The sequence below is a fragment of the Weissella minor genome (assembly GCF_001437425.1).
GTDB classification, from domain to species: Bacteria; Bacillota; Bacilli; order Lactobacillales; family Lactobacillaceae; genus Weissella; species Weissella minor.
Genome location: NZ_JQCD01000031.1, coordinates 1 through 26376, shown reverse-complemented (window position 1 = coordinate 26376; position 26376 = coordinate 1). Strand labels below are relative to the sequence as shown.

23 protein-coding genes are annotated in these 26376 nt (G+C 39.1%); 16 read left to right on the top strand and 7 right to left on the bottom strand.

The genetic code is table 11. The features are described from left to right. Nucleotides 1-321: 321 nt before the first annotated feature. Nucleotides 322-801 (top strand): 23S rRNA (pseudouridine(1915)-N(3))-methyltransferase RlmH, encoded by a 480-nt coding sequence (gene rlmH / locus IV67_RS07635; RefSeq protein ID WP_057788699.1) that lies wholly within the window; start codon nt 322-324, stop codon nt 799-801. Between the two features lie 41 nt (nt 802-842). Here the strand turns inward: rlmH and IV67_RS07630 are convergent, their stop codons facing one another. Together IV67_RS07630 and IV67_RS07625 are read right to left on the bottom strand one after the other, a co-directional pair. Then, the gene (locus IV67_RS07630; protein ID WP_057788697.1) at nt 843-2201 is read right to left on the bottom strand and encodes an amino acid permease; all 1359 of its coding nucleotides are present in this window, start codon (nt 2199-2201) and stop codon (nt 843-845) included. A gap of 297 nt (nt 2202-2498) precedes the next feature. Beyond that, nucleotides 2499-3167 (bottom strand): potassium channel family protein, encoded by a 669-nt coding sequence (locus tag IV67_RS07625; RefSeq protein WP_057788696.1) that lies wholly within the window; start codon nt 3165-3167, stop codon nt 2499-2501. Nucleotides 3168-3393: 226 nt separating this feature from the next. Between IV67_RS07625 and IV67_RS07620 the strand changes: the two genes are divergently transcribed. Genes IV67_RS07620 through IV67_RS07600 form a run of 5 tightly spaced genes read left to right on the top strand, consistent with a single transcriptional unit; the run spans nt 3394 to nt 8678 of the window. Then, on the top strand, nt 3394-5424 hold the full coding sequence (locus IV67_RS07620) for an NEAT domain-containing protein (protein ID WP_057788694.1): 2031 nt from the start codon (nt 3394-3396) through the stop codon (nt 5422-5424). A gap of 9 nt (nt 5425-5433) precedes the next feature. Continuing rightward, complete coding sequence (locus tag IV67_RS07615) at nt 5434-6150, top strand: NEAT domain-containing protein (protein WP_057788692.1); 717 nt, start codon at nt 5434-5436, stop codon at nt 6148-6150. A 1-nt stretch (nt 6151) separates the two neighbouring features. Further along, entirely contained in the window at nt 6152-7042 is an 891-nt protein-coding gene (locus tag IV67_RS07610) for an ABC transporter substrate-binding protein (RefSeq protein WP_057788690.1), read from the top strand. 21 nt (nt 7043-7063) lie between these two features. Next, entirely contained in the window at nt 7064-8002 is a 939-nt protein-coding gene (locus IV67_RS07605) for a FecCD family ABC transporter permease (RefSeq protein ID WP_057788688.1), read from the top strand. Beyond that, nucleotides 7995-8678 (top strand): ABC transporter ATP-binding protein, encoded by a 684-nt coding sequence (locus IV67_RS07600; protein ID WP_057788686.1) that lies wholly within the window; start codon nt 7995-7997, stop codon nt 8676-8678. Before IV67_RS07605 ends, IV67_RS07600 begins: the two co-directional genes overlap by 8 nt. A gap of 77 nt (nt 8679-8755) precedes the next feature. On the opposite strand, the gene lepB is transcribed toward IV67_RS07600, so the two are convergent. The 4 genes from lepB to rpmH all read right to left on the bottom strand — a co-directional run bounded on the left by lepB (nt 8756) and on the right by rpmH (nt 10958). Continuing rightward, nucleotides 8756-9376, bottom strand: coding sequence for a signal peptidase I (gene lepB, locus IV67_RS07595; RefSeq protein WP_057788684.1), 621 nt, complete (start codon nt 9374-9376; stop codon nt 8756-8758). Nucleotides 9377-9494: 118 nt separating this feature from the next. Further along, entirely contained in the window at nt 9495-10331 is an 837-nt protein-coding gene (locus IV67_RS07590) for a YidC/Oxa1 family membrane protein insertase (protein WP_057789114.1), read from the bottom strand. A 6-nt stretch (nt 10332-10337) separates the two neighbouring features. Further along, complete coding sequence (gene rnpA, locus IV67_RS07585; protein ID WP_057788682.1) at nt 10338-10721, bottom strand: ribonuclease P protein component; 384 nt, start codon at nt 10719-10721, stop codon at nt 10338-10340. Between the two features lie 102 nt (nt 10722-10823). Next, a complete protein-coding gene (gene rpmH, locus IV67_RS07580) occupies nt 10824-10958 on the bottom strand; it encodes a 50S ribosomal protein L34 (protein WP_057744688.1) in 135 nt (44 codons plus the stop codon). Between the two features lie 687 nt (nt 10959-11645). Here rpmH and dnaA point away from each other — a divergent pair. The 6 genes from dnaA (at nt 11646) to gyrA (ending at nt 20499) form a co-directional block, all read left to right on the top strand. Then, nucleotides 11646-13052, top strand: a complete 1407-nt coding sequence (gene dnaA, locus IV67_RS07575; protein WP_057788680.1) for a chromosomal replication initiator protein DnaA — start codon at nt 11646-11648, stop codon at nt 13050-13052. A 197-nt stretch (nt 13053-13249) separates the two neighbouring features. After that, nucleotides 13250-14380, top strand: a complete 1131-nt coding sequence (dnaN, locus tag IV67_RS07570; protein ID WP_057788678.1) for a DNA polymerase III subunit beta — start codon at nt 13250-13252, stop codon at nt 14378-14380. Nucleotides 14381-14563: 183 nt separating this feature from the next. Continuing rightward, nucleotides 14564-14794, top strand: coding sequence for a S4 domain-containing protein YaaA (gene yaaA / locus IV67_RS07565; protein ID WP_057788676.1), 231 nt, complete (start codon nt 14564-14566; stop codon nt 14792-14794). Beyond that, nucleotides 14794-15912: a DNA replication/repair protein RecF gene (recF, locus tag IV67_RS07560; protein ID WP_057788674.1), complete on the top strand. Its 1119-nt coding sequence runs from the start codon at nt 14794-14796 to the stop codon at nt 15910-15912. Before yaaA ends, recF begins: the two co-directional genes overlap by 1 nt. Nucleotides 15913-15929: 17 nt before the next feature. Then, complete coding sequence (gyrB, locus tag IV67_RS07555) at nt 15930-17873, top strand: DNA topoisomerase (ATP-hydrolyzing) subunit B (RefSeq protein WP_057788672.1); 1944 nt, start codon at nt 15930-15932, stop codon at nt 17871-17873. 46 nt (nt 17874-17919) lie between these two features. Next, complete coding sequence (gyrA, locus tag IV67_RS07550) at nt 17920-20499, top strand: DNA gyrase subunit A (protein WP_057788670.1); 2580 nt, start codon at nt 17920-17922, stop codon at nt 20497-20499. A 45-nt stretch (nt 20500-20544) separates the two neighbouring features. Here gyrA and IV67_RS07545 read toward each other — a convergent pair whose 3' ends face one another. Beyond that, on the bottom strand, nt 20545-20997 hold the full coding sequence (locus IV67_RS07545) for a GNAT family N-acetyltransferase (protein WP_057788668.1): 453 nt from the start codon (nt 20995-20997) through the stop codon (nt 20545-20547). A gap of 131 nt (nt 20998-21128) precedes the next feature. On the opposite strand from IV67_RS07545, the gene IV67_RS07540 reads away from it, so the two are divergent. The 4 genes from IV67_RS07540 to IV67_RS07525 all read left to right on the top strand — a co-directional run bounded on the left by IV67_RS07540 (nt 21129) and on the right by IV67_RS07525 (nt 26110). Further along, nucleotides 21129-23306 (top strand): LTA synthase family protein, encoded by a 2178-nt coding sequence (locus IV67_RS07540; RefSeq protein WP_057788665.1) that lies wholly within the window; start codon nt 21129-21131, stop codon nt 23304-23306. A gap of 124 nt (nt 23307-23430) precedes the next feature. Next, on the top strand, nt 23431-23883 hold the full coding sequence (locus IV67_RS07535; RefSeq protein WP_057788663.1) for a MerR family transcriptional regulator: 453 nt from the start codon (nt 23431-23433) through the stop codon (nt 23881-23883). Next, nucleotides 23884-25140, top strand: coding sequence for a hydroxymethylglutaryl-CoA reductase, degradative (locus tag IV67_RS07530; RefSeq protein WP_057788661.1), 1257 nt, complete (start codon nt 23884-23886; stop codon nt 25138-25140). A gap of 1 nt (nt 25141) precedes the next feature. Further along, complete coding sequence (locus IV67_RS07525) at nt 25142-26110, top strand: hypothetical protein (RefSeq protein WP_057788658.1); 969 nt, start codon at nt 25142-25144, stop codon at nt 26108-26110. Nucleotides 26111-26376: the final 266 nt, after the last annotated feature.

Below are 26376 nucleotides of genomic sequence, written 5' to 3'. Positions count from 1 at the left end.
TAAAACTAGCAAAACCTAACTGGGGAAAACTGTGCATAACCTTAAAAATTGTTGGTTCTTTAAAAAAATATGGTAAGCTATAAGTACTTATTTAATCACTTTTACACGAGTTTTCCACAGGTTTTTATCGATATGTGGATAAGCAAAAAATAGACCATAAGGCAAACGCTTTGAGTGTTGATATAATGCTGTTTATAGCCTGTGTAAAGCAAATTTTGTTCGTGTGGATAAGTCTATTTTTATTAAATTATTAACAAGTTATCCACATTTATTAATTAACCAAAAATAAAGTAAAGATTTTTATAAAATAGAGGAGTTAAAATGAATATCAAAATCGTTTGTGTTGGGAAATTGAAAGAAAAATACCTAAAAGCAGGTATTGCAGAATATGCAAAACGCCTTCAAAAATTCGGGAAATTTGAAGTTATTGAAGTTCCTGATGAAAAAGCACCCGAACAACTTTCACAAGCTCAAATGGATCAAGTGATGGAAAAAGAAGGTGAACGTATTCTAAGTAAGATTAAAGATCGCGAGTACGTCTATGCATTGGCAATACTAGGTAAAGAACGTAGTAGTGAAGAACTGGCGGCGGAAATTGATCAGCTTGCACTACATGGAAAGTCTGACATAACATTTATTATCGGTGGCTCATTAGGGTTAGATCCTGCTGTTTTGAAGCGAGCAAATGCAGAAATCAGTTTTGGCCGTTTTACTTTGCCACACCAGTTAATGCGCCTTGTTTTAACGGAACAAATCTATCGAGCCTTTATGATTAACGAAGGTTCTCCTTATCATAAATAAATGCCTAAAAAAACGGTGTTCCAAATGGAACACCGTTTTTTTTAATTTTTACGACGCTTTTGCCAAATTGTATAACCAATCAGCATTAGCATGAAGTAAATCACCGTCGCAATCACCGAAATTTGGGTTGCCTTATTAAAGACCATCACAATTAATACTGCAACAAAGAAGAAAATAGTTGCATAACTTGAGATAGGGAACCAAGGCATCCGATACGTTGAAGTTTGACTACTTGGTGTCCGCTTATATTTGATATGCGTAATCATAATAATAATCCAGACAAAGATAAAGCTCATCGTAGCAACTCCCGTAATCAAGACGAAAATCTTAGTTGGGAAATAATAATTCAAAATCACAACAGCCAAGAACAAAGCTGATGAGGCTAACATACCGTTAACTGGCACATCTTGCTTTGACAACTTAGCAAATGCCTTAGGCGCTTGTTGATTCTGTCCAAGAATATATAATGTTCGTGATGTTGAAAAAATAGCAGAATTAGCGGCAGACAAGGCTGATGTCAAAACAACGAAATTAACAACATCTGCTGCTGCAGGAACACCTAGTCCAGCAAAGACTTGGACAAAAGGTGATTGAGCAGGGTCTAGTTGGTTCCATGGGAAGATTGACATAATAACAATCATTGATCCGACATAGAACAAACCAATACGAACAGGCACGGCATGAATCGCTTTGGGCAAGTCGACCTCTGGATGTTTTGTTTCACCAGCCGTTAGCCCAACCATTTCAATTCCTGTAAATGCAAAGATGACCATTGGGAAGGCAAGAATAAATCCGCTACCACCCGTTGCAAAGAAACCACCATTACTAAATAGATTCCCAAATGATGCCGTTGTTCCGTGTGTTTGGAAGCCAGAAGCAATCATCCATAAACCTGCGACAATTAAAGCCAAAATGGCAAAAATTTTGATACTTGCAAAGGCCGACTCTAACTCACCGAATAACCCAACGTGAATCAAATTAGCCAAAACCAGGATAATCACCGCAATTAACGGTGCCACCCACTGCGGTAATTGCGGGAACCAATACCGCATATAAATACCAACTGCCGTTAGGTCAGCCATGGCCAAGCTTGCCCAGCTCAGCCAATAGGCCCAACCAATCGCAAATTCCCAACGTTCACCTAGATACTCACGTACAAAATCAATAAATGATCTTAATTTAGGATTTGAGAGTAACAATTCTCCAACCGATCGCATCATAAGGTAAGCAAAGAATCCGGTTACCGCATAAGCCAAAATCAAGGCTGGACCAGCTGTGCGAATCGCTTCCCCTGAACCTAAGAACAATCCTGTTCCAATCGCACCACCAATTGCAATCATCTGCACGTGGCGCGATGTTAATCCGCGTGATAATTCACGCTCTTCTTCCTGATGCTCCATCAGATACCTCCTCTGTGCATAAGGACATAAAAAAAGTCCCTATGCCAAATAAATTTGACATAGGGACGTTAATAAACGCGGTTCCACCCTATTTTTTAGTACACGACTGGCACTAAACGACTTAATTCATAGGTATTATTTTATTCTCCTAAAGCTCCACTAAAACATCGTTAATTGCTCTTTTTCACCAGCCGAGCTCTCTTAAAATTAAACGGATTATTTAGCTTCTTTATTCATCAAATAAAACAATTTAGAAACGTATATTATCAGTATTTTTTTTATAAGTCAATACTTCTACTATTTAACATTATCAATTGTTTCTTCAAATCTTTGAACATTTTTATGTGTACCCACAACCGTAATCGTATCACCAATTTCAATCATCGTATCTGGGCCTGGCAACACCGTCACTTTACCTTGTGATTTAATAACTACAATTGTTAAGCCATACTTTTGTCGTACGTCTAATTCAGCAATGGTTTTATTGGTAAAGCGCAAATTAGCAACCTTAATTTCACCCAGCGCGTATTCATCCCCAAGATTAATAAAGCTCAACAAGTTCGGAGACATTAATTGTTCCGCTAAGCGCAGGGCCATTTCAGTTTCAGGCCGGACCACTTGATCAGCGCCCACTTTATCAAGCACACGCGCATGCAGCTTATTTTCCGCTTTAGCAATCACATTATGCACACCTAAATCCTTCAAGAGGATTGTCGTCAAAATCGAAGCTTGTTGATTATGACCAATACATACGACCACATGATCAAAACTAGTTAAATCCAGTTCAACGAGCGCCTCTTCTTCTTGCGCATCCGCAATCACGGCATGTGTCGCAATTTCCATGTAATCTTCAACACGTTCTGGGTCTTTGTCGATGGCCATCACTTCTTGATTTGCTTCAATCAACGCTTCCAACAATGAGCTACCAAAACGGCCCAAACCAATAATTGCATACGTTTGTTGCATAATTGTCTCCTTAATATATGTTTCCGTCAGTCTATTTTAACACCGTCCGATTTAAAAATCGCTGACCTGTTCGATAATCAAAAAACAAATCTTAGCAAAAATGACATTTAGGCCTAATGTGTCTAAAAAATCCTGTTTTTTTCACAAACAATAACCTATAATAAAAGTAGATGAAATTATTCACAAATATATAATAAATCTTTAGTAGGAGTAGGTTAAAAATACCATGAAAATTAAAAATACAATGGTTTTGCTATTTTCAAGTGCTGTTTTAGGTTCAACACTGATGGTGACAAATCCCCAAGTCAATCCTGTCATTCATGCCGATCAAGCTGTATCAACTGTTGCCAACACGACATTACCTGATGGTCACTATGTTGTACCGGTTCGTTACCAAAAGGAAAATACAAACGACCAATCAACGATGACCCAATATATGGGCACCCAAGTTACGATTGATATCGTTAATGGGCAAGCGAAATTAACGATTCCTGCCAAAAATAAAACAACGGCCGACATGCTTAAAAAGTTCACCGTGAGCGGTAAAACGGCCGTGCGCCAAGGGAATAACTTTGTGGTGACCGGCATCCCCGCAAATGGCTTATCAAAAGTGATTAAAGGGCATGTTGATGTTGAACTTCCTGGTGTCATCAAGGAATCACAACCTGTTGACCTTCAACTAACATTGCCAAAGCCAGCACCTGACCAAAATAAATCTGCTGAAGATGCTGCTAAGAAACAATCTGAAGCTGAACAACGCGCAGCGGATGCTAAAGCCAAATCTGAAGCTGAGCAAAAGGCGGCGGACGCCAAGGCAAAGTCTGAAGCCGAAAAACAAGCAGCGGATGCCAAAGCCAAATCTGAAGCTGAGAAAAAAGCAGCAGATGCTAAGGCAAAGTCTGAAAGTACAAAAAAACAAAATTCTAAAAAGCAAAGCTCAAAGAAGAGCACCAGTCAAAAGAAGCAAAGTTCAAAAAAGAACACCTCAAAGAAATCAACTTCGAATAAGTCTCAATCAAAAAAGACAAATTCAAAGAAATCAACTTCGAATAAGGTAAAGGAAGTAACTTATACAGCGCGCTATGTAAAGAGCGGTACATCTACAACGTCTACCATGAATCAATACATGAAGCCATCGGCAACGATGTATCAAAGAAATGGTGACCAATATGTTATTTTGCATGCAGCTGGTCCTCAACAAAATAAAATGATTCAAAGCATGACTTTGGAAGGTAAAGCCTCCACCGAACGTAGGGGTAATGATTTTTATTTCAATCTAGGTAAGCGTAATTTACAAACTAAAAAACAAGTTACCTTGAATGGGCGTGTTCATGTTGAACTTCCTGGTATCATCTCAGAACGTCAACCGTTTTCAATTAAATTGGGTGGCCGTCATGAAAAAAATAATGTACGGCAAACCAACCTCCCAACTGGAAAAGCAAAAGCTGCGCCTAACGAAGGGCGTGGCACATCAAGCACTTCAGTCGCACAAGGCGCTACGACACCAATGACAACACCAGCTGCTGCTGTTGCCGTCACAAATGGTGGTGTTTCAACTGCCAAAGACAGCTACTACAACTATGCAGCGCAATATTTGAAGCAAGGCACTAGCCAATCATCAGTTATGCAAAATTACATGCTTAACGCGGCCCACGTTGAAATTAACGGATCTATGGCTAAAGTAACCATTTTTGCTAAGGACGCCAAGTCGGCCCAAATGATTACTAACTTACGTTTGGGTGGCCAAACCGCACATCGCTCTGGTAATGGATTTACCTTTACGATTGCCAAGTCAGCCTTAAGCTCTATCATCACAGGTCATGTCGATGTCTCAATTCCAGGTGTCTTCTCAGAATCTCAACCATTCTCACTACGTTTAACACCTGGATTTAGTGGTGCACCTGCTGGTGGAAGTGCTAGCAATGATGCCAGTGCCGATCCAATGAGTGCTGCCTTTTCTGGAGGCAACGCCAACATGATGTCAGCAATGATGAATAGTAATGCACCTGCTGCCAGCTTGATGACTAACCAAGCCGGTAACAACAAAAACAATAATAATAACAATCATTCAAAGCAAAACAATGGTTCAAAACAAGCTAACAATGCCGATAACATTCAAGATGCAGATCCTGCAGCTCAAGCAGCTAACAAGCAAAAGTCAGATATGAATAATACCTTCTTATCAATCGGTGGTATTATCTCAGCTGTCCTTGGATATATCGGAACAACGCTCGGTTGGGCGCTATTCAAGGGTTAGAGGAGCGTTATGTATTTTAATAAAAAATATCTAGTTGTCCTTTTCCTAAGTAGTTTATTCATGCTAGTTGCATGGACACCCAACGTACATGCCGATAATTACACTGTTCCGCTTGCGGTCTTAAAAGATGGGACGGGACAAACTTCTTATGCTGCGTCGTATTTTTCAAATTCAGCTAATGTCGTCGATAATGGCGATGGAACTTATGTCGTGACATCAACCATCACTACTGATAAGAAACTCGGTAATTTCCCAGTTCAAATTTTAAGTATCGATGGCGGCGGTGCCAATGTCTCACAAGTCGACAATGGCGATTCACAAACAGTCACTTACAGTTATCAAACCAATGATTTAACTGAACGCCATAATGCAGTGATTAAAGTTGATGTCGATAATATTGACTACCATCATACGTACAATGTTGGTTTACAACTAGATGCTAGTTCAATTCCTGCTCCTGATGCTGAGAAATCATCATCTGAGTCCTCAGAAGACAATCAAAATGAAGCAGATGATGCTGATAAAAATGATCAATCTGAGGCTGCCAGTTCCGACACACAATCTAGTGACAGCGCAAGTGTTGCCGCTGCTTCAAAAAATACCGAAAATAATGCCAACACCAAAGATGATTCCCTTAAACAAATTGGGATGGTCATTGGTACAGGGCTTGGACTTGGTGTAGTCGGTGCCATTGGTACAATTTGGTTCAAATCAAGAAAGAAGTAACATGACAAAAAAGCAATTACGCCTATTATCATTATGCTTCGTGTTGTTGCTCATCCTCGGTGGCGGGTGGCTCTGGGTGGCTTATAGCCACGCCAATTCAGCTAATCAAGCAACCGAATTCAAACGCGTTGTAACGACAACGAATGCACAATCACAAGTATTTGATAAATTAGGTATTAAAAGTGTCGTTGGTGTTGCCACACCGGGATCAAAGCAAGACGTTCCTAAGCGTTATGCCGATTTACCTGAAGTGGGTAACCACGTATCACCAAATATTGAGAAAATTGTTTCACTTAAACCAGATGCCGTCTATGTTGACTCTGGTTTAGTAGACGATTATCAAAAGAAGTTGGCTAGTGATGATATTCATACCGAAGTCCTTAACTTCAAAACTGTGTCCGATTTGCAAAACAGCATTACCAGCCTTGGCGAAACTTTTGATAAACCAAAAGAAGCTAATGCCCTAAAGGAAACACTCGATTTACAAGACACTAAGACAGAACAACATCCAAAAGTACTACTTTTGATGGGGATGCCTGGTGGTTCTTACTTAGCTGGTACGAAATATAGCTATGTCGGAGACTTAATCGAACGTGCCGGTGGTACTGTTGTGACAACTAGCAAAGATAAAAGCGATTACGTCCAAGCCAATGTTGAAGACATTGCCCAAGAACAACCAGACGTCATTATCACAATGGCTCATGCGATGGATAAAAGCGTCTTTGAAAGTTTTACAAATCAATTTAAATCTGAACAATGGCAGGATATTAAAGCTGTCAAAAATAATCATGTTTACCAAGCTAAAGAACCTACTTTCAGTATGACCGCTAACTTGAACGCGCCTAAAGCATTTAAGCAAATTCAAGACTGGCTAGCTGAAGCAGACAATTAAAAAAAGGAGCGCTATCATATTATGCATAAAGCATATAATGGCATCCTAGCAGTCGCCCTTATCATTAGTGTAGGGGCGGCTTTATTGTTAGGAAGCACGCATCTATCACTTACCGCATTACTCCAAGGCGATCCGGATGCGCTAAAATTGGCAATTAATTATCGACTACCGCGTATTATTGTCGCCGTTGTTGGTGGCGCCATGATCGGCTTAAGCGGTAATCTACTACAATTAGTGCTTAGAAATCATCTAGTCGACGCTTCCATTTTAGGTATTATGAATGGATCTCAATTTTTAACACTTTGCCTAATTGTTTTAATTCCGGCCCTAACTCATTTAAATGTCGTCATTGCTGCTATTTGTGGCATGGTCCTTTTAATTGGTTGGCGTGTCGTCATTCCTAAGCAACGTTCAACGATGCAACTTATTTTGGTTGGGATTGCAACAGCCATGACTTTCCAATCACTCACACAATTAACCAGCGAAGGCTTCGGCGTTCCACTACCAAGCCTTAGTACGGTGACTTGGGGGCAGACTTGGCAATTATTAATTGTTCTCGTCCTTGGACTCATGTTGCTCATTATCGTTTGGCCTCAATTAAAATATTTTGCACTTTCATCAGAACAATTACGATTACTAAAAGTTCCTGAAAACCGTTTGCTTTATTTTGTTTTATGTATCGTAGGTATGTGGGCTGGAGCCGTTACAGGCTTGTTAGGCGTCATTTTCTTCCTCGGTGCTGTATTACCTCAAATGTCACGTTTAATGGCTCCACATGCTAAATCACAAGCCTTATTCGCACCGACAGCATTATGGGGGAGTTTACTTTTGTTAAATGCCGATACACTTGCTCGTACAATTGTTGCACCGACAGAATTACCAACAAGTGCCGTATTATTAGCTATTAGCGGCCCTTTATTTGTCTTATTATTAATTAAGGGAGGCAGAAAACATGCTTAATTTTGATCACGTTTCGTATGCCGTCAATGAAAAAAGCATTTTCACTGATATATCTGCCAGTTTAATTGATCATGAAATAACCTGCTTAATTGGCCCAAACGGCATCGGTAAATCTACTTTGTTTAAACTTATTATTGAGAGTTACCAACCGCAAAGCGGTACCATTACAGGTATTCCTGATAACATTGCACTACTAGCGCAACAAAACGAACTTTTTGAACCACTCACAGTTCGCGAATTATTAACAATTCAACGCGATACACTTGATACCGAGGTCTTAGAGTTATTGCATTTAACTGATTTACTCGATACACAAATCGACTATCTATCAGGTGGTCAACGTCAATTGGTCTGGCTGGGTTATGTGCTACATCAAGAACCTGACTTATTGCTGCTAGATGAACCCACAACATATTTAGATTTGAGATATCAACAAACCTTTTTAAACGCATTAACGGTATTGCAACGCAAACGTCAATTCACCGTCTTGATGATCTTACACGATCTCACACAAGCATATAATTACAGCGACAATATTTGGCTAATTAATCAGCAACAATTAACCATTGGAAAATCTCACGATATGCTTGATGAAACTTTACTATCCAAAACGTTTCAGTTACCATTAAAAATCATTACTGATGATGAACATGCATTGATTATTCCCAAAAACTGATGTGTTTCACATGAAACATTCTATATAAATTCAAACAAAAAAGCGTGTAACACCAAGTGTTACACGCTTTTTAATATTTATTCAAAGAAGTTCTTCCATTGCGTATTAACGGCTTCCTTCTTATCAGCATTATCCCAGAAAGGCACCTTAACAACACCTGTTACAGATGATGCGTCTACAAATCCCCAATAACGTGAATCATTAGAAACAGCTCGGTTATCACCTAGAACAAAGTATTGACCCTTAGGAATTTTAACTGTCTTATCCCGTTGCCAATCCATCTTGTTTCCCAATTGTTCCAAACTTGACCAGTTCCCGATTTCAACAGGTCCAGGGAAATTTGTCGCATATTGTTCACTTTCGTTAATGTAGTCTTGGTTAATCACCTTTCCATTAACTTTGATTTCACCATCTTTAGCACTGACTGTATCTCCAGGCATTCCAATAACACGCTTAACGTATTTCTTGTCATCCTTAACATCTGGATCTTGACCTTTGGCCTTAAATACAACAACGCTTCCATGGCGAACTTCACCATTAACTAACTGCATAACACGTTCGTTATTAGCCAGGTTGGGTGCCATTGATGTTCCATCAACACGAACTAATCCAGCAACATAATGATTAATCCCAATTGCAATCCCTAAACCAAGGGCAATTGGTATAATCCATGATAATACACTTTTTATAAATTTCATTTTGTGACCCCTTAAAATTTCATCACTTTATTTTATCACAATACAGCAACAAACTGTTTTAGACCTTAAATAAAAAAGGCTAGTTTAATTAAAAACCAACCTTGTTTTATTTTTTAGTTTAACGCTTTTTTGAACGCTTTGCCTTTCGAATGGCACGTTCACGCGCCTTTTCAGCATCTTTTTTAGCTTGACGCTGTGCACGTAGCTTAAATGGATTCTGTAAGGTCCAAGTTTGTGCTACTTGGAACGCATTTGAAACCACCCAGTAAAGTGAAAGCACTGATGGTACATTAATCGCAAAGAAGAAAATCATAAGTGGCATCAAGAATGTCATTGCCGTTGTCATGGTATTCTTTTCTGGTTGTCCCATCATCACAAGATATGATGAAAGGAACGTAAATGCAGCCGCCAAAATTGGCAAAATGAAGTAAGGATCACGATCACCTAATTGAACCCACAAAAAAGTTCCTTGTTGCAAAATTTTTGTTGTTTGAATGGCTGAATACAAAGCCATCAAAATTGGTAATTGAACCAACAATGGTAGGAAACTAGCAAACGGACTTACATTTGCTTCCTTATACAACGCCTTTTGTTCGGCTTGCATAGCCATCATTGATTCTTGATCACGTGATGAATATTTCTTCTGTAAAGCTTGTAACTGGGGTTGAATCTCTTGCATTTTAACCATTGATTCAGTTTGATTTGCCATCAAAGGCAAAATCAACAAACGAATCAAAATTGTATAAACAATAATTCCAAGTCCATAGCTATTACCTAACCATGATGACACACCCAAAATTGAACGTGAAACAGCACCAACAATGATACCACTCCATAATCCAGTTCCTGAGTTAGCAGGTCCCGTATACGTAACACCTGCAATCACCATGATGATTAACGCAATAACGGCAACTGGAAATGAACGCATCGCTATAAACTTCTTGACTGTATTCATCATCTATTAATTCTCCGTTATATCAGCTGACATCTCATCTTGTTGTTCATCAACAAAGAGATGCGCCAAATTAAATACATGTTCTAAATTCTTCTTAATAATCGCCATGTCTTGATCATGTGCACTCGGCCGTGCAATTACCAAAATATCCATATCCTGACGCAAACGTGGTTTAAATTCTAAAACACTTTGACGAATACGACGTTTAACCCAAACGCGTTCATGTCCTCGCAATCCCACTTTCTTAGAAATTGAAATGCCTAAGCGAAAATGGGTGGGTTGTTCACGTTTCATGGTATAAACAATAAACATTTTGTTGGCAACCGAGTTATGTTGATCAAAAACCTTTTGAAAATCAGCTTCTGTCTTAACACGATAACTTTTTCTCATTTTTTCCTCCATCAAGACAAAAAGAAAACGCGTGATGCAACCATTCCTGGCCGCACCACGCGAATCATTTATCAGTTATTCCTAATTGAAGGTATGACCTACTTAGGCTGACAATGCCTTACGGCCCTTTTGACGGCGACGTGCTAATACCTTACGTCCGTTGCTAGTGCTCATGCGCTTACGAAAACCATGTACACGTGAGCGATGACGCTTCTTAGGTTGATATGTACGCTTCATATGAATACACCTCTCATTCGTAGTTAGATTTGGCCTGCGGTTGGCAAGGCCAAACCACAATTCGTTCTCCATAATACCATTGGCAGAAAAACAATTCAAGTAAAACTCTCGTTTACATGTAAATTTATTATTTCAGCAATTTAGATTCTATTGTAACAAATTAATTTATAAAGAAAACTTAAAGGTGGCAAAAAAAATATATAAATGAAAAGTTATCCAAAAACTAACGCTCTGTTATGTGGACAAAGTAACCCAGCCTAACAGAGTGTTATGTAGTTTTTCCACAATATCCACAAGTTATCCACATTATCCACAGTGGTGGAAAGTTTTTATTTACCCCCTCTGTGAATATGTGGATAACTGCTGGAAAGACTGCTACACTAATAACAGGTTATCCACAAAAACCTCTGGAAAATTCATTTTTATCCGAGTTTTCCACAATCATCCACAAGTAGCGCTATTTTTTTTATCACACCCCTGTGGGAAGTCGGATAACTTTATCCACAGCCTGTGAATATCTCTTTTTGTTATTTAAAATCGCCACTATTCCTTATCTATAGCCTTTTCGGCTGTGGAAAACTCTGATTATCCCTGTTACAATTGTTGACTGTGATATGATTTATTCACAATTCAGATTGTGGAAAACTAATTTTTCACCAGCTAATTCTTTTTTAGGAGGTCATCCAAATGGATCCTATCCAACTTTGGAACGCCATTAAAGAGGATTTACGAAAGACAACATCCGAATTTTCATTCGCGACATTCATTGATAGTTTGACACCAGTCGCAGTTGTTGAGAATGAAAATAACACCGTTACCCTTCAACTAACCAGTAACCATGAAGATGTTGCAAATGAATGGCAAGGCGATACAAGTTCTTACCGTGAATCTTTCATTCAATCCGCAATGATGGCGACCATGTCTCTCAACGGACAACCAACATTTGTTTTACCGTCCGTTACATATATAGAACCACAACCAACTCAACTTAATTTTAGTTCAGAACAAGCAACAACCACATCAAATGAAACTGATGATGCCAGTGCGCTTGCCTCAAATTTCATCACAAAGGCGACTCTGAACCCAGAATTTCGTTTCGATACTTTTGTTTCATCAGATGAAAACCGTGAAGCTTATTCAGTTGCGCAAGCGGTTGCCGATAATCCTGGTACGCAGTGGAATCCACTTTTGATTTACGGTGGTGTTGGATTGGGAAAAACCCATTTAATGCAATCAATCGGAAATGCTGTCCTTGAGCGTTCACCAGAAGCAAAAGTAAAATTCATTACGACAGAAGATTTCATTAATGACTTTACTGAAGCCCTTCGTCGTGGACCTAAAGCGACCGAAGCTTTTAAACGTGAGTATCGTAGTACTGATTTATTAATGGTAGATGATGTTCAATTTTTAGCTGGTAAAGAAAAAATTCAAGAAGAATTTTTCAATACTTTTAATGCCATTACCCGTGAAAATAACCAAATTGTCCTAACGTCAGATAAGTTACCAAAAGAAATTCCTGGCTTAGAAATGCGTTTGGTAACCCGCTTTGGTCAAGGTTATTCAGCCAATATTACAAAACCAGACTTGCCAACCCGTGTGGCCATTTTACGTAATAAGTCTGAACAAGAAAATCTCAATATTCCAAATGATGTCATAGACGAAATTGCCGCAGCCGTTGATACAAACGTGCGTGATTTGGAAGGGGTTTTCAACCAAGTTGTTGGTAAAATGCGTTTCAGTAAAGCACCAATTACTGTTGAAACAGCTCGCGCAATTCTTGAAACAATGAGCTTTAAGCGCCAACGTGCCATTACTGTTCCCATTATTCAAGATACTGTCGCAACCTATTTTGATGTGACAGTCAGCGACTTAAATGGAAAAAAGCGTAATAAAGAAATTGTTGTCCCACGCCAGATTGCAATGTATCTAGCGCGAGAACTCACTCAAGATTCGCTTCCACAAATTGGACGTACATTTGGTGGTAAAGATCATACAACAGTGATGCATTCAACTGAAAAGATTGAAAAGCAAATTGCTGAAGATGAACAATTACAACGTCAAGTTGGTGAAATTCGCGAAAAATTACGTAATTAATGAAATAAGGCATGTGGATAAATGCGTCTTTATTAAAAAGTTATCCACACACTAATACACATAGACCAATAATTGGTATAATCGTTCTCACAGAGGTTATCCACAGTATCCACACCCCTTATTACTATTATTATTTTTTATATTTATAAATAAATCATGCATAAGCTACGCTGATACATGTTCATGAGGAGAGTAAAATGCAATTTACAATTAATCGTTCAGAATTTATAAAAGCAATGAATCACGTTAGTCGAGCTATTTCTTCTCGAACATCAATGCCAATTTTGACGGGTGTTAAATTAGAATTAGATGAGACAGGATTAACTTTAACCGGATCTAATACAGATATCTCAATTGAAACAAAGATTCCGTTTTCAGATGACCAAGCGCAATTAACTGAAACACAACCAGGCTCACTTGTTTTACCAGCCGCTTTTTTCTCAAATATTGTTAAGCGTTTGCCAGGTGAAACATTTACGTTGATTAATACTGATGGTTTGCAAGCCAAGATTACATCAGAGAGTGCAGAATTTGATATTAATGGTCAAGATGCACAAAGTTACCCACATTTACCTGAAATTGAAGTAACGAACCATTTAGTATTACCAGCTGAGACATTAACAGAAGTGATTAGTCAAACCGTTATTGCGGTATCAAAGCAATTAAGCCAACCCATTTTGACAGGGGTTCATTTCATCATTACAGGTGGAAATTTGACAGCAGTTGCCACAGATCGTCACCGTTTAGCACAACGAACAGTGACATTTGGTGAATCAGATGTTAATGCAGACATTATTGTGCCAGGACCATCATTGACACAACTTCAAGCGATGTTAGATGGTGTCGAGACAGTAGATGTACGTGTTGCTGAAAATCAAGTTATTTTCCAATTGGGTGAAAACACAGTTTTCTATTCACGTTTGTTAGAAGGAAACTATCCTGATGCCTCACGCTTGATTCCAACTGAAAAGCGTACAACATTAACAATTAATGCGCGTGACTTACTACAAACAATTGAACGTGCCGCTTTGTTAAGTCATGAAGGCCGCTCAAATGTGATTCAATTTATGGTGAGTGATAGTCGCTCAACTATTTCTTCAAATTCACCAGAAGTTGGTCGTGTTGAAGAAGAAATTTTTGCAGCTCAGACTTCAGGAGATGAACTAACAATTTCATTTAACCCTGATTACATGCGTGAAGCATTGAAGTCATTTGGAGATGAAGAAATTCAAATTGGATTCAAAACACCATTGGATCCATTTACGTTAGTACCAACAAATAATGAAACGAATTTCATTCAATTGATTACGCCAGTACGTACGTATTAAACAAACAAAAAAAGCCGAAAATTGCCTTTTGAGAAATATAAAGGGATTTTCGGCTTTTTTGTCGTATTTTATTGAAATTGTTTAGAATGCTCATATCGGCTTTTTAAGATTGTGGAAAGTGAAATTTAAGCGTATAATGGAAAGTAGATTTAATGTGTATAAAAACACAGAGGAGGGGTTCAATTGGCTGAAGAAATTAATATCCAAACACCGTACATTACATTAGGACAAGTGTTAAAAGAAACAAGTGTTGTTGAAACTGGTGGACAAGCAAAGTGGTACTTACGAGAAAACACAGTTTTGGTAAACCAAGAACCAGATGATCGTCGTGGGCGTAAGCTTTATCCTGGTGATATTGTGGCCGTACCAACTGGTGAACGTTTTGTAATCAATGGCATGGGTGCTACAGATTAATGAAGTTAACGGAGTTAACGTTAAAGAATTTTCGGAATTATCAAGATTTAAATGTGACGTTCTCGACCGGAGTTAATGTTTTTTTAGGTGCAAATGCACAAGGGAAGACGAATTTATTAGAAGCAATCTATGTTTTAGCGCTAACGCGTTCGCATCGAACCCACGTTGATAAAGAATTAATTTTGATGGGGGAACAAGAAGCACGTGTTGCAGGCGTTGTCGAAAAGGGAACAGGTAATGTGCCGCTTTCCCTAACTTTTACAAATAAGGGTAAAAAAGCGCGCGTTAACCATTTAAATCAGCCTAAATTAGCAGATTATATTGGTAATTTAAACGTTATTTTGTTTGCGCCAGAAGATTTGGAATTAGTAAAAGGGTCGCCTGCGGTTAGGCGTAATTTTATTGATCGTGAATTTAGTCAAATGAGCCCAAAATATTTATATGTTGCTAATCAATACCGTGCGACATTAAAGCAACGTAATCAGTATTTGAAGCAACTACAGAGTAAAAAGCAAAGTGATCTCTTGTTTTTAGAAGTATTAACAGAGCGTTTAGTCATATTTGCAGCCGAGTTAATTGAGCGGCGTCTCGTATTGTTACAAGAACTGAACGCAGCTGCACAACCAATTCAAGCAGAAATCACGCAAGACGATGAACAATTAGAAATCTCGTATATTTCGCAAATTTCTAATGTTCACGAATTGTCTGAAGATGATTTGAAACAAAAGCTAATGCAAGAGTTTGAACGCGTACAAAAGCGTGAAATTTTAGAAGGTGTGACCAAAGTTGGTCCGCATCGTGATGATTTACGTTTTAAAGTTAATGGCTATGATGTTGCGACATTTGGTTCGCAAGGTCAGCAACGAACAACGGCTTTAGCAGTTAAATTGGCTGAAATTGATTTAATGAAAAAACAGACAGGTGAATATCCAATTTTACTATTGGATGACGTTTTGTCTGAATTAGATGCACAGCGGCAAACACATTTGTTGAAGGCGATGCAAAATAAAGTGCAAACTTTTATTACAACGCCATCTTTGAGTGATGTCGCTAAGCAATTAATTGAAGATCCAAAAATTTTTAATGTACAAGCAGGTCATCTGCAAGAAAATGACTGATAAGAAGGGAAGAGAGAATGGCTGAAGAAGATACACAAATGCATACACAAGCTGATGATTATGATGCCAGTCAGATTCAAGTTCTTGAAGGACTTGAAGCGGTTCGTAAGCGTCCGGGGATGTATATTGGAACAACGACCAGTCAAGGATTACACCATCTAGTATGGGAAATTGTCGACAATGGTATTGATGAAGCTTTAGCTGGATTTGCAGACCATATTACCGTTACGGTTGAAAAAGATAATTCAATCACTGTGACTGACAATGGTCGTGGAATTCCAATTGACGTTCAAGAAAAGACTGGAAAGTCAGCACTTGAGACTGTTTTCACTGTGTTGCACGCCGGTGGTAAATTCGGTGGTGGCGGTTATAAAGTTTCTGGTGGATTGCATGGTGTTGGAGCATCCGTTGTTAACGCATTGTCAACAGAACTAGATGTTGTCGTTGTGCGTGATGATAAGGCCTATGCCATGGACTTTGCCTATGGACATGTGAATCAAACTATTCATGAAATTGATGTAAATGGTTTGCCTGTTTCACGTGGAACAATTGTTCATTTCACTCCGGATCCTGACATTTTCCAAGAAACGACTGAATTTGATATTAAAACACTGACGAACCGTGTTCGTGAATTGGCTTTCTTGAATAAGGGACTCCGAATTTCAATTACGGATAATCGTCCAGCTGAACCAGTGGTCGAATCATTTCACTTTGAAGGTGGAATTAAAGAATATGTTGAATACCTTGATGTAAATAAGGATGTTTTATTTGCTGATCCAGTCTATGTTGAAGGAACAGAAAATGAAATTGCGGTGGAAGTGTCATTGCAATACACAGATGACTTCCACTCAAATATGATGTCATTTGCTAATAATATCCATACGTATGAAGGTGGAACTCACGAAACCGGATTTAAGGCTGCTTTGACACGTGTGATTAATGACTATGCACGTAAGAATGGCTTGTTGAAGGATGGGGATGAATCACTATCTGGAGAAGACGTACGTGAAGGTTTGACTGCGATTGTTTCTGTGAAACATCCAGATCCACAATTTGAAGGTCAAACGAAGACAAAGTTGGGGAATTCTGACGCACGTACTGCGGTAGATCGCATGTTCTCAGAAACATTTTCACGCTTTATGCTAGAAAACCCAGCAACAGCTAAAGAAATTGTTGAAAAGGGATTGCTAGCGAATAAGGCGCGTAAGGCTGCTAAGCGTGCGCGTGAAGCAACTCGTAAGAAGAGCGGACTTGAAATTTCTAATTTGCCAGGTAAATTGGCTGACAATACATCAAAAGATCCTGAAATTTCAGAATTATTCATTGTTGAGGGAGATTCTGCCGGAGGTTCAGCCAAGCAAGGTCGTGAACGTTTGACACAAGCAATCTTGCCAATTCGTGGAAAGATTTTGAATGTTGAAAAGGCAAGTATTGATAAGATTTTGGCCAACGAAGAAATCCGTTCATTGTTTACAGCAATGGGGACTGGTTTCGGTGAAGAATTTGATGTCACTAAGGCCAAGTATCATAAGTTAATTATTATGACCGATGCCGATGTCGATGGTGCGCATATTCGAACACTATTATTGACATTGATTTACCGTTATATGCGTCCTTTGCTTGAGATGGGATATGTGTACATCGCACAACCACCTCTTTATCAAGTGCGTCAAGGAAAGTATGTTCAATATCTAGATTCAGATGAGGAATTGAACGCTTTGTTGCCAACTTTGAATGCTTCACCAAAGCCTGTTATCCAACGATATAAGGGACTTGGTGAGATGGATGCTAGCCAATTGTGGGAAACAACGATGGATCCAGAAAATCGTCGTTTGTTGCGTGTCCAATTAGATGATGGGGTTGAAGCTGACCGCGTCTTTTCAATGTTGATGGGTGATAAGGTTGAACCACGACGTGAATTTATTGAACAAAATGCCCAATATGCGGAGTTAGATATTTAATACGTTTTGACGTATATCAATCATCAGATGATAGAAGGGGTAGAGAATGTCTGAAGAAAAGCAACACGATAGTCGCATTACAACGGCCAATCTGGGTGAACAAATGCAAACGTCCTTCTTGGACTATGCCATGTCAGTTATCGTCGCACGTGCATTGCCAGATGTACGTGATGGCTTGAAGCCAGTTCATCGCCGTATTTTGTATGGTATGAATGAATTGGGTGTGACACCAGATAAGGCGCATAAAAAGTCGGCACGTATCGTCGGGGATGTTATGGGTAAGTATCACCCCCACGGTGATTCTGCTATTTATGAATCAATGGTTCGTATGGCCCAAGACTTTAGTTATCGCTATATGCTTGTTGATGGTCATGGAAACTTCGGTTCAATTGACGGTGATTCAGCCGCTGCGATGCGTTATACTGAAGCCCGTTTGAGTAAGATTTCAGTGGAAATGCTACGTGATATCAATAAGGATACCGTTAACTTTATTGATAACTATGATGGAACTGATCGTGAACCAGAAGTCTTGCCAGCCCGTTTCCCAAATCTATTAGTCAATGGAACTAATGGAATTGCTGTGGGTATGGCGACGAATATTCCACCACATAATTTGGGTGAAGTGATTTCAGCCATTCACATGTTGATGGATAATCCTGAGGTCACAACGACTGAATTAATGGAAGCAGTTCCCGGTCCGGATTTCCCGACTGGTGGTATTGTTATGGGGAAGACCGGCATTCGTAAAGCTTACGAGACCGGTAAGGGTCATATTACAGTTCGTGCGAAGGTTGATATTGAGACTGAAAAGTCTGGACATGAACGAATTATCGTGACTGAATTACCATATATGGTCAATAAGGCCCGTTTGATTGAGCGTATTGCGGACTTAGGTCGTGATAAGCGCATTGAAGGAATTACTGGTGTAAATGATGAGTCCGACAAGGAAGGTTATCGTATCGCCATTGATGTGCGACGTGATGTTTCAGCATCAGTCGTGCTAAATAATTTGTACAAGCAAACATTGTTACAAACGAACTTTAGCTTTAATATGTTGGCCGTTCAAAAGGGTAAGCCAAAATTGTTTGGTTTGAAAGAAATTTTGGTTGCCTACCTTGAGCATCAACAAGAAGTTATTCGTCGTCGTACTGAGTTTGATTTGCAAAAAGCTGAGGCACGTGCACACATCTTGGAAGGTTTGCGCATTGCTTTGGATCATATTGATGAAATCATTACGATTATTCGTGGTTCAAAGACAGCTGAAATTGCTAAAAGTCAATTGATTAACAACTATGCTTTGTCAGATAAGCAAGCACAGGCCATTTTGGATATGCGTTTGGTTCGTTTGACTGGTTTGGAACGTGACAAGGTTGAGGATGAATACCAAGACTTAGTTGCTAAGATTGCTGACTTTAAGGATATTTTGGCCAAACCAGAACGCATTGATGCCATTATTTATCAAGAATTGTTAGAAATCCAAGATAAATTTGGTGATGATCGTCGGACTGAGTTGCAAGTTGGTGATGTCTTGTCAATTGAAGATGAAGATTTGATTGAAGAAGAGGATGTCATTATTTCTTTGACTCGTGCTGGATATATCAAGCGTATGGCTCAAAGTGAATTCCGTGCACAAAACCGTGGTGGTCGTGGTGTCCAAGGTATGGGTGTTAACGATGATGACTTTATTGATCAAATGGTTTCATCATCAACCCACGATACATTGCTATTCTTTACGAATGCTGGACGTGTTTATCGTCTAAAGGGTTATGAAGTACCAGAATATAGTCGTACTGCTAAGGGGATTCCAGTGGTTAACTTGTTGGGACTAGATTCTGAAGAGAGTATTCAAACCGTTATCAGTGTTCAAGGGGATGCATCTGAAAGTGAAGATTATTTGTTCTTTACGACCCGTCAAGGCGTTGTGAAGCGGACCCCTGTTGCTGAATTTGGTAATATTCGAACAAGTGGATTACGAGCAATTAATCTTCGCGATGAAGATGAATTAATTAATGTGCTTGTTGCGGATGCCGAGAGTAACATTTTGATTGGTACGCATAATGGATATGCCGTGTCATTTAATTCAACTGATGTACGATCAATGGGTCGTACCGCAGCTGGAGTTCGTGGAATTAATTTGCGTGAAGGTGACTTTGTTATCGGGGCACAAGCATTGCGTGATGATCAATATGTCTTAGTAATCACGGAAAATGGTTACGGTAAGAAGACACCAGTTGGTGAATACCCAATTAAGGGGCGTGGTGGTAAAGGAATTAAGACTGCTCAAATTACTGAAAAGAACGGACCTGTTGCAGGTATTGCTGTTGTTGATAATGATGAAGATGTCATGTTGACGACTAATATGGGTGTGATGATTCGATTCAGTGTTGATGCAGTTTCCGAAACAGGCCGTGCGACGCAAGGTGTTCGTTTGATTCGTCTTGATGGTGAATCAAAGGTAGCTACATTTACAACAGTTGATCCTGAAGAAGAACTTGATGAAGCAGCAGTTGCGATGGAGTCTGACACTGAAGTGGTAGATTCAGAACAACCAGCTGACGCAGTTCATACACAAGATGATCAAGTAGAAGCATTACTTGATCGTGCAATGGATGACCAAGATTCATAAGGATAAAATAAAAAGGACCTCATTTATAAAAATGAAGTCCTTTTTTTATGCCTTAATTGTTTTTGTCATTTGAATATGTGGGATACCGGCCTCTTCAAATTGTTGTCCAACCGGAATAAAGCCTAATTGTTCATAAAAGTGTTGCGCCGGTAATTGCGCATCAAGGGTAATTGATGCGACCGGAATATCTGTTGTGAGCGTCTCAAGAACTGACTCTAGTAATTGTGAAGCAAGATGTTGACCACGATAGTCAATTAAAGTGGCAACGCGTTGAATTTTAGCTTGTTGAATGTCAGTATTGATGGCAACACGACAAGTTGTAACAGGGAGATCTTTCAAATATCCAACGAAATGAATTGTTGATGCATCAAATTTATCGAATTCCAATTCGGCAGGAATTTTTTGTTCGTGTACAAAAACAGCGTTTCGAATCGATTTGGCATCTGTTTGGATATTGGAAAGACCGGTAGCATGTTTAATTAGTAATTTTTTTGTCATTTTGTGAGCTCCGTTATGAAATTTTTAACTTTGAGGGTCTAAAATAGAATGGTTATAACATTTCAGACATATTGGTAGATTATAGCGTATACTGGACTAGTTATAAAAAAATAAAAAGGAATCAAGTTCTTATGAAACAGAAGCGTCTTTCTGATTGGCTTAAATCGAGAATGGGCTTTATTACCATGCTGGTTTTGCTAGTGTGGGCTAAAACTCAGATGGCCAATATCATGGATTTCAAATTATACGAAGGTGCTTCCTTTGTGCAATGGATTACCATGGTGATCAATCCAATCCCAATTGCCTTCTTAACAATTGGCCTTGCCTTGTATTTTAAATCACCTAAATTATTTTATCCCATATCCTTAATTTTATATATTGCAAATTTGGCGTTAATTCAGTTGAATGTGATTTATTATCGTGAATTCACTGACTTTATGTCGGTTTCAGTAATGCTAGGTTATGACAAAGTAAATCAGGGACTTGGCGCATCAGGTTTTGCCTTAAGTAATATTCATGATATTTTCTTCTGGTTAGATCTGGTTATATTTATTGGGCTATTCTTATTTAAGAAATTAAAATTAAATACACAAGCAGTCAGCCGTTTGAAAGCCTTTAGTGTGACAAGCTTTTCATTATTGGCGTGCATGACGGTATTGATGGTAAGTGAAATGGAACGTCCGCAATTAATTACACGTCAATTTGATAGTAAGATGTTGGTTAAATATCTTGGAATTGATGTGTATACTGCATTTGATGCAGTACGTGCACGTAACGTTTCAGAACTGAAAAATAGTGCTAAAAGCTCAGACATTGATAAGGTTCGTGAGTACATTAATGAACACAATGTGCCAGCAAGTGCTGAATATAAAGGAATTGCCAAAGGACGAAATGTCTTTGTGATTCACTTAGAATCAACGCAGCAATTCTCACTCGATTTGAAAATAAATGATCAAGAAGTGACACCGTTCCTAAACAGTGTTTATCATTCAAAGGATACGATTGGTTTTGATAATTTCTTCAATCAAGTCGGACAAGGAAAAACGTCTGATGCTGAGAATATGCTAGAAACATCTACCTTTGGATTGCCACAAGGGTCATTATTTGCAACGCAAGGAAGTAATCATACGTTCCAAGCAATGCCAAGTATCCTAAAGCAGGAGCAGGGATATTCTTCAGCGGTATTCCACGGAAACAATGCTAGTTTCTGGAATCGAAATAATGTCTATAAGAATATGGGATATCAGTATTTCTTTGACGCCAGTTATTTTGATACATCTGGAGATAAAGCCACTGGTTATGGTCTAAAGGATAAGTTGTTGTTTGCGGATTCAGTACCATATTTGGAGCGTTTGCAACAACCGTTCTACGCTAAATATATTACAGTCACGAATCACTTCCCATTTACTTTGGACGATGAGGATAAAGATCCTAATTTCCAGACGAGTGATAGTGGCTCAAAAGTTGTTGATGGCTACTTTGAATCAAATCGTTATATGGATGAGTCCATTAATGAATTCTTTGAGTATCTGAAGAAATCTGGTTTGTATGACAACTCGATTGTTGTACTTTATGGTGACCATTATGGTATTTCAAATTCAGAGAATAAGTCATTGGCACCTGTTTTGGGCAAGGACCCAGATAATTGGACGGCAAATGATAATACGCAATTGCAGCGTGTACCATTTATGATTCATATTCCTGGCTATCAAAAGGGGCACATTAATCATACGTATGGTGGTGAAATTGATGTCATGCCAACTTTGTTGCACTTATTAGGTGTCGAGGATACCAAAAAGTATGTCCAACTAGGTCAAGATCTTTTGAGTAATAAGCGGACACAGGTCGTTGCTATGCGTGATGGTGACTTCGTCACACCAGAGTACAGCTACGTCAATTCGGTTATCTATGATAATAAGATCGATAAAGCCATTGAAGAGCCAAGTCAGGAACTAAAGGCGCAAATTGAAAAGGACAAAGAGATTGCGCATAAGCAGTTGAGCATGTCTGATTCTATTAATCAAAAGGATCTTTTGCGTTTCTACACACCTGAAGGATTTAAACCTGTTGAAGCGAAAGACTACAACTATTCAAATGGTTTGGAGAAGTTGAAGGAATTGGAGAAACAACGTGGTGATAATTCGCGTGATTTGTATACCATCAATGGGAATAAATCAACGAAGTCTCTTTATGAGACAGATGCACCACAATACGGAACACCAAGGTCTAATAGTTCACGTATTCAACAAGTTAACCCGGATCAAGGGGATGGCACTGAAAGCCATGAAAGTATTCAACCAAATCCATAACAATTAAAGGTCAGCTAACTTTGCGTTGGTTGGCTTTTTTTGATAAGGTCTTGTAAAATTAAGAACGATGTTAACTTGTTTAACAAAGATGGTAACCTACAGAAAATGAATGAGGTTCGTTGAGATGGCATATGTTGATAAACGAAAGGTTTTAGAAAATGTCTTTAAACCTGACATTTTTAAGTTTAGAATTGGTGAATTATCACAAATGACAGGCGTATCAACCCGTCAATTACGATATTGGGAAAGTAAAGACATCATTCAGTCATTGCATCGTGATGGTACACAAGATGCGCGCGTATATGACTATGAGACTTTCCATAAAGTACAAGCAATTAAATATTTTTTGGATGAAGGATACACTTTGAGAGCCTCTGTGCAACGAACAAATGAAATTTTTGATTTATTTAAAAAGACACATGCTATTATCGGCAATGCTGTCCGTGGCATTGAAGAAATTAATGGTGAAACCATGGTTGATTTAGGTGTGTTTGATGAGGAGCAACAGACACGTTTATGGGCGTCAATTGATGATGAGAAAAAAGTTCATTATCACGTCCGAGCAGAGGGTGAATAGATGAATTGGAATGGCTTTTATAAGTTAAGTTGGACCGAGCGGATTAATGCTTTGTTGTTGCAAAAACTGATTACTTTTCCGCAAGCAGAATTAATGCGTGCTAACTATGATGAAATTGGAAATCAACAAATTGAAAACTATTTATATAGTTTTGGTGTGCCAACCGGCTTGTTGACCGATATCGTCATTGATGGTGTGCATCGGACAATTCCTATGGCCACTGAAGAACCGAGCGTTGTTGCGGCCGCCAATAACGGTGCACGCATGATGAATGCGGGGGATGGTGTACAAACAGAATTTGAAACGCGATTGATTCGTGGGCAAATTGTTGTGACTGACTTAGATGATACAGATGCCTTTGTTGCATTGGTCGTTGATGACGAAACTAAGATTTTAAGCTTAGCTAATCAAGCTCATCCTTCAATGGCTCAGCGTGGCGGTGGTGCAAAAGAGGTTGTCACAGAATTATTGGATGAACAAACTGTGGCAGTCGATATTTTGGTTGATCCTTGTGATGCGATGGGCGCAAATGTTGTGAATACAATGGCGGAGGCAGTTAGTGCGTCTTTTCGTGAACAAGGTTATGATGTGCTCATGGGGATTTTATCGAATTACGCGACGGAAGCTTTAATCACGGCGAAAGTTAGCGTTCCTGTTGCTAGCTTAAAAACAAAGCAAGGAACGCCTGGGTTAACAGTTGCGCAGCGGATTGAGAAGGCAAGCCGGGTGGAATCTTTGAGCCCCTATCGGGCAGTAACGGCTAATAAAGGGATTATGAATGGGGTTGAGGCCGTGGTCTTAGCCAGTGGTAATGATACGCGGGCTGTGAATGCTGGCTTCCACGCGTACGCCGCGCAATCAGGTCAATACCAAGGGATGGTAGATTGGCGTGTCGATGAAACAGAGACCCATTTGCTTGGCGAGATTACGATGCCGGCTATGGTTGGTGTGGTTGGTGGGTCCATTGGTATCGTGCCTGCTGTTAAAATGAATCAAGCGTTAATGGCTAATCCAGATGCTAAACAACTCAGTGCATACCTTGCTGGCGTGGCACTAGCCCAAAACTTAGCGGCTTTACGTGCACTCGTATCTAGTGGTATTCAAGCGGGTCATATGGCGTTACAAGCTAAATCGTTAGCAGTTCAAGTTGGTGCGAAGGCTGATGAAATTCCAACAATTGTACAAGGTTTAAAAACGGCGGGGACGATTAATCGTGTGACGGCCGAAAAATTATTAGATGAGTTAAGAGGAGAATAGTATGCATTTTTCAGATGAAACATTGAAATTATTGGATCAAGCGAATGCGATTTATCCCGGTTCGATTGTTTTACATGGTTCAGGGGAAGCTAGTGGGATGATTAACCATGATCAAATTACATCAGATGTACTTGGTAGCCGCATGGCATTACAAGTAACTGATGTAACTGCCCCTGACTTTACGGCAACACATGAGCTATTGCATATGTTGTTAGCATTGAACGGTTTCCCACAAGTCTTTTTCCAATTGAAGGCACCAAATGATGATGACTTAACAGAACAAATGATGGTTATGGCCAGTTACTTGTATCGTCCAGCCTTGCATGCCATTATTTATCAAGAACAATTTAAACATGGCATGATTGACAACGATGTTGTTGCTGCCTATGTTGCGGGCATTAATCACGAACTAACGCCAGAGTCTAATGAAGCAGATAATGCGCAAGCTGCTTTGCGGATTATGTTGCTTTTGGATGCGCAGGTATTCTTTAACGCGATTGATGCAAAACTTGGGGATGCCGCTGTGGCGGAATTGCAAAAGCTGTATCCAGTTGCCTGGAAATCAGCCAAGATAATTTTTGAAGCGATGAAAGTTGATACCATTAAGGATAGTCTTAGTTTGCATCGTGCAGTTATCGCTGCTTTTGATAATTTTGATGCGCAAATGGCAGAACTAAACTTACCATTGTTGCACGCAAAAGAATTTGCAACATTGACACCAGTGTTGTCTGAACGTCAATTGCGCCTGAGTGTTAACCAAGTCTTTACGATTAAGCATGTGGACTGGTTGGATGAAACGACCATGCAACCAGCATATGTTGGTTTAAGTAAACAAGATGAACAAAATAGTTTCGTCTTGCCGGCACCAGAAGACGAAAGTGAGCGCGCAAAGTTCTTTAAAGAGCTGTATCAACTTTCTGTATCTGAATTATTTGATCAAATTAAACAGCCTTATACCCTTCGAGACTAGGCAAAATAAACAAGTAAGCAAACAAATTAAATTTGTTTGCTTTTTTTGTTGACAAATCGTCGAACCATCTGTAATATAGTTTGAGTTCTCTTCTTGAAAGAAACAACGAACGTTTTAAATAACGTTTTGAAAAAATAAAAAAAGTTGTTGACTTTTCTAACTTATTAAAGTAGAATTAATCAAGTTGGGTCGTGAGGAACAAGTTGTTCCTCGTCTAACAAAGTAGATCATTGAAAACTGAATATCGTTTCGATATAAACAAATGT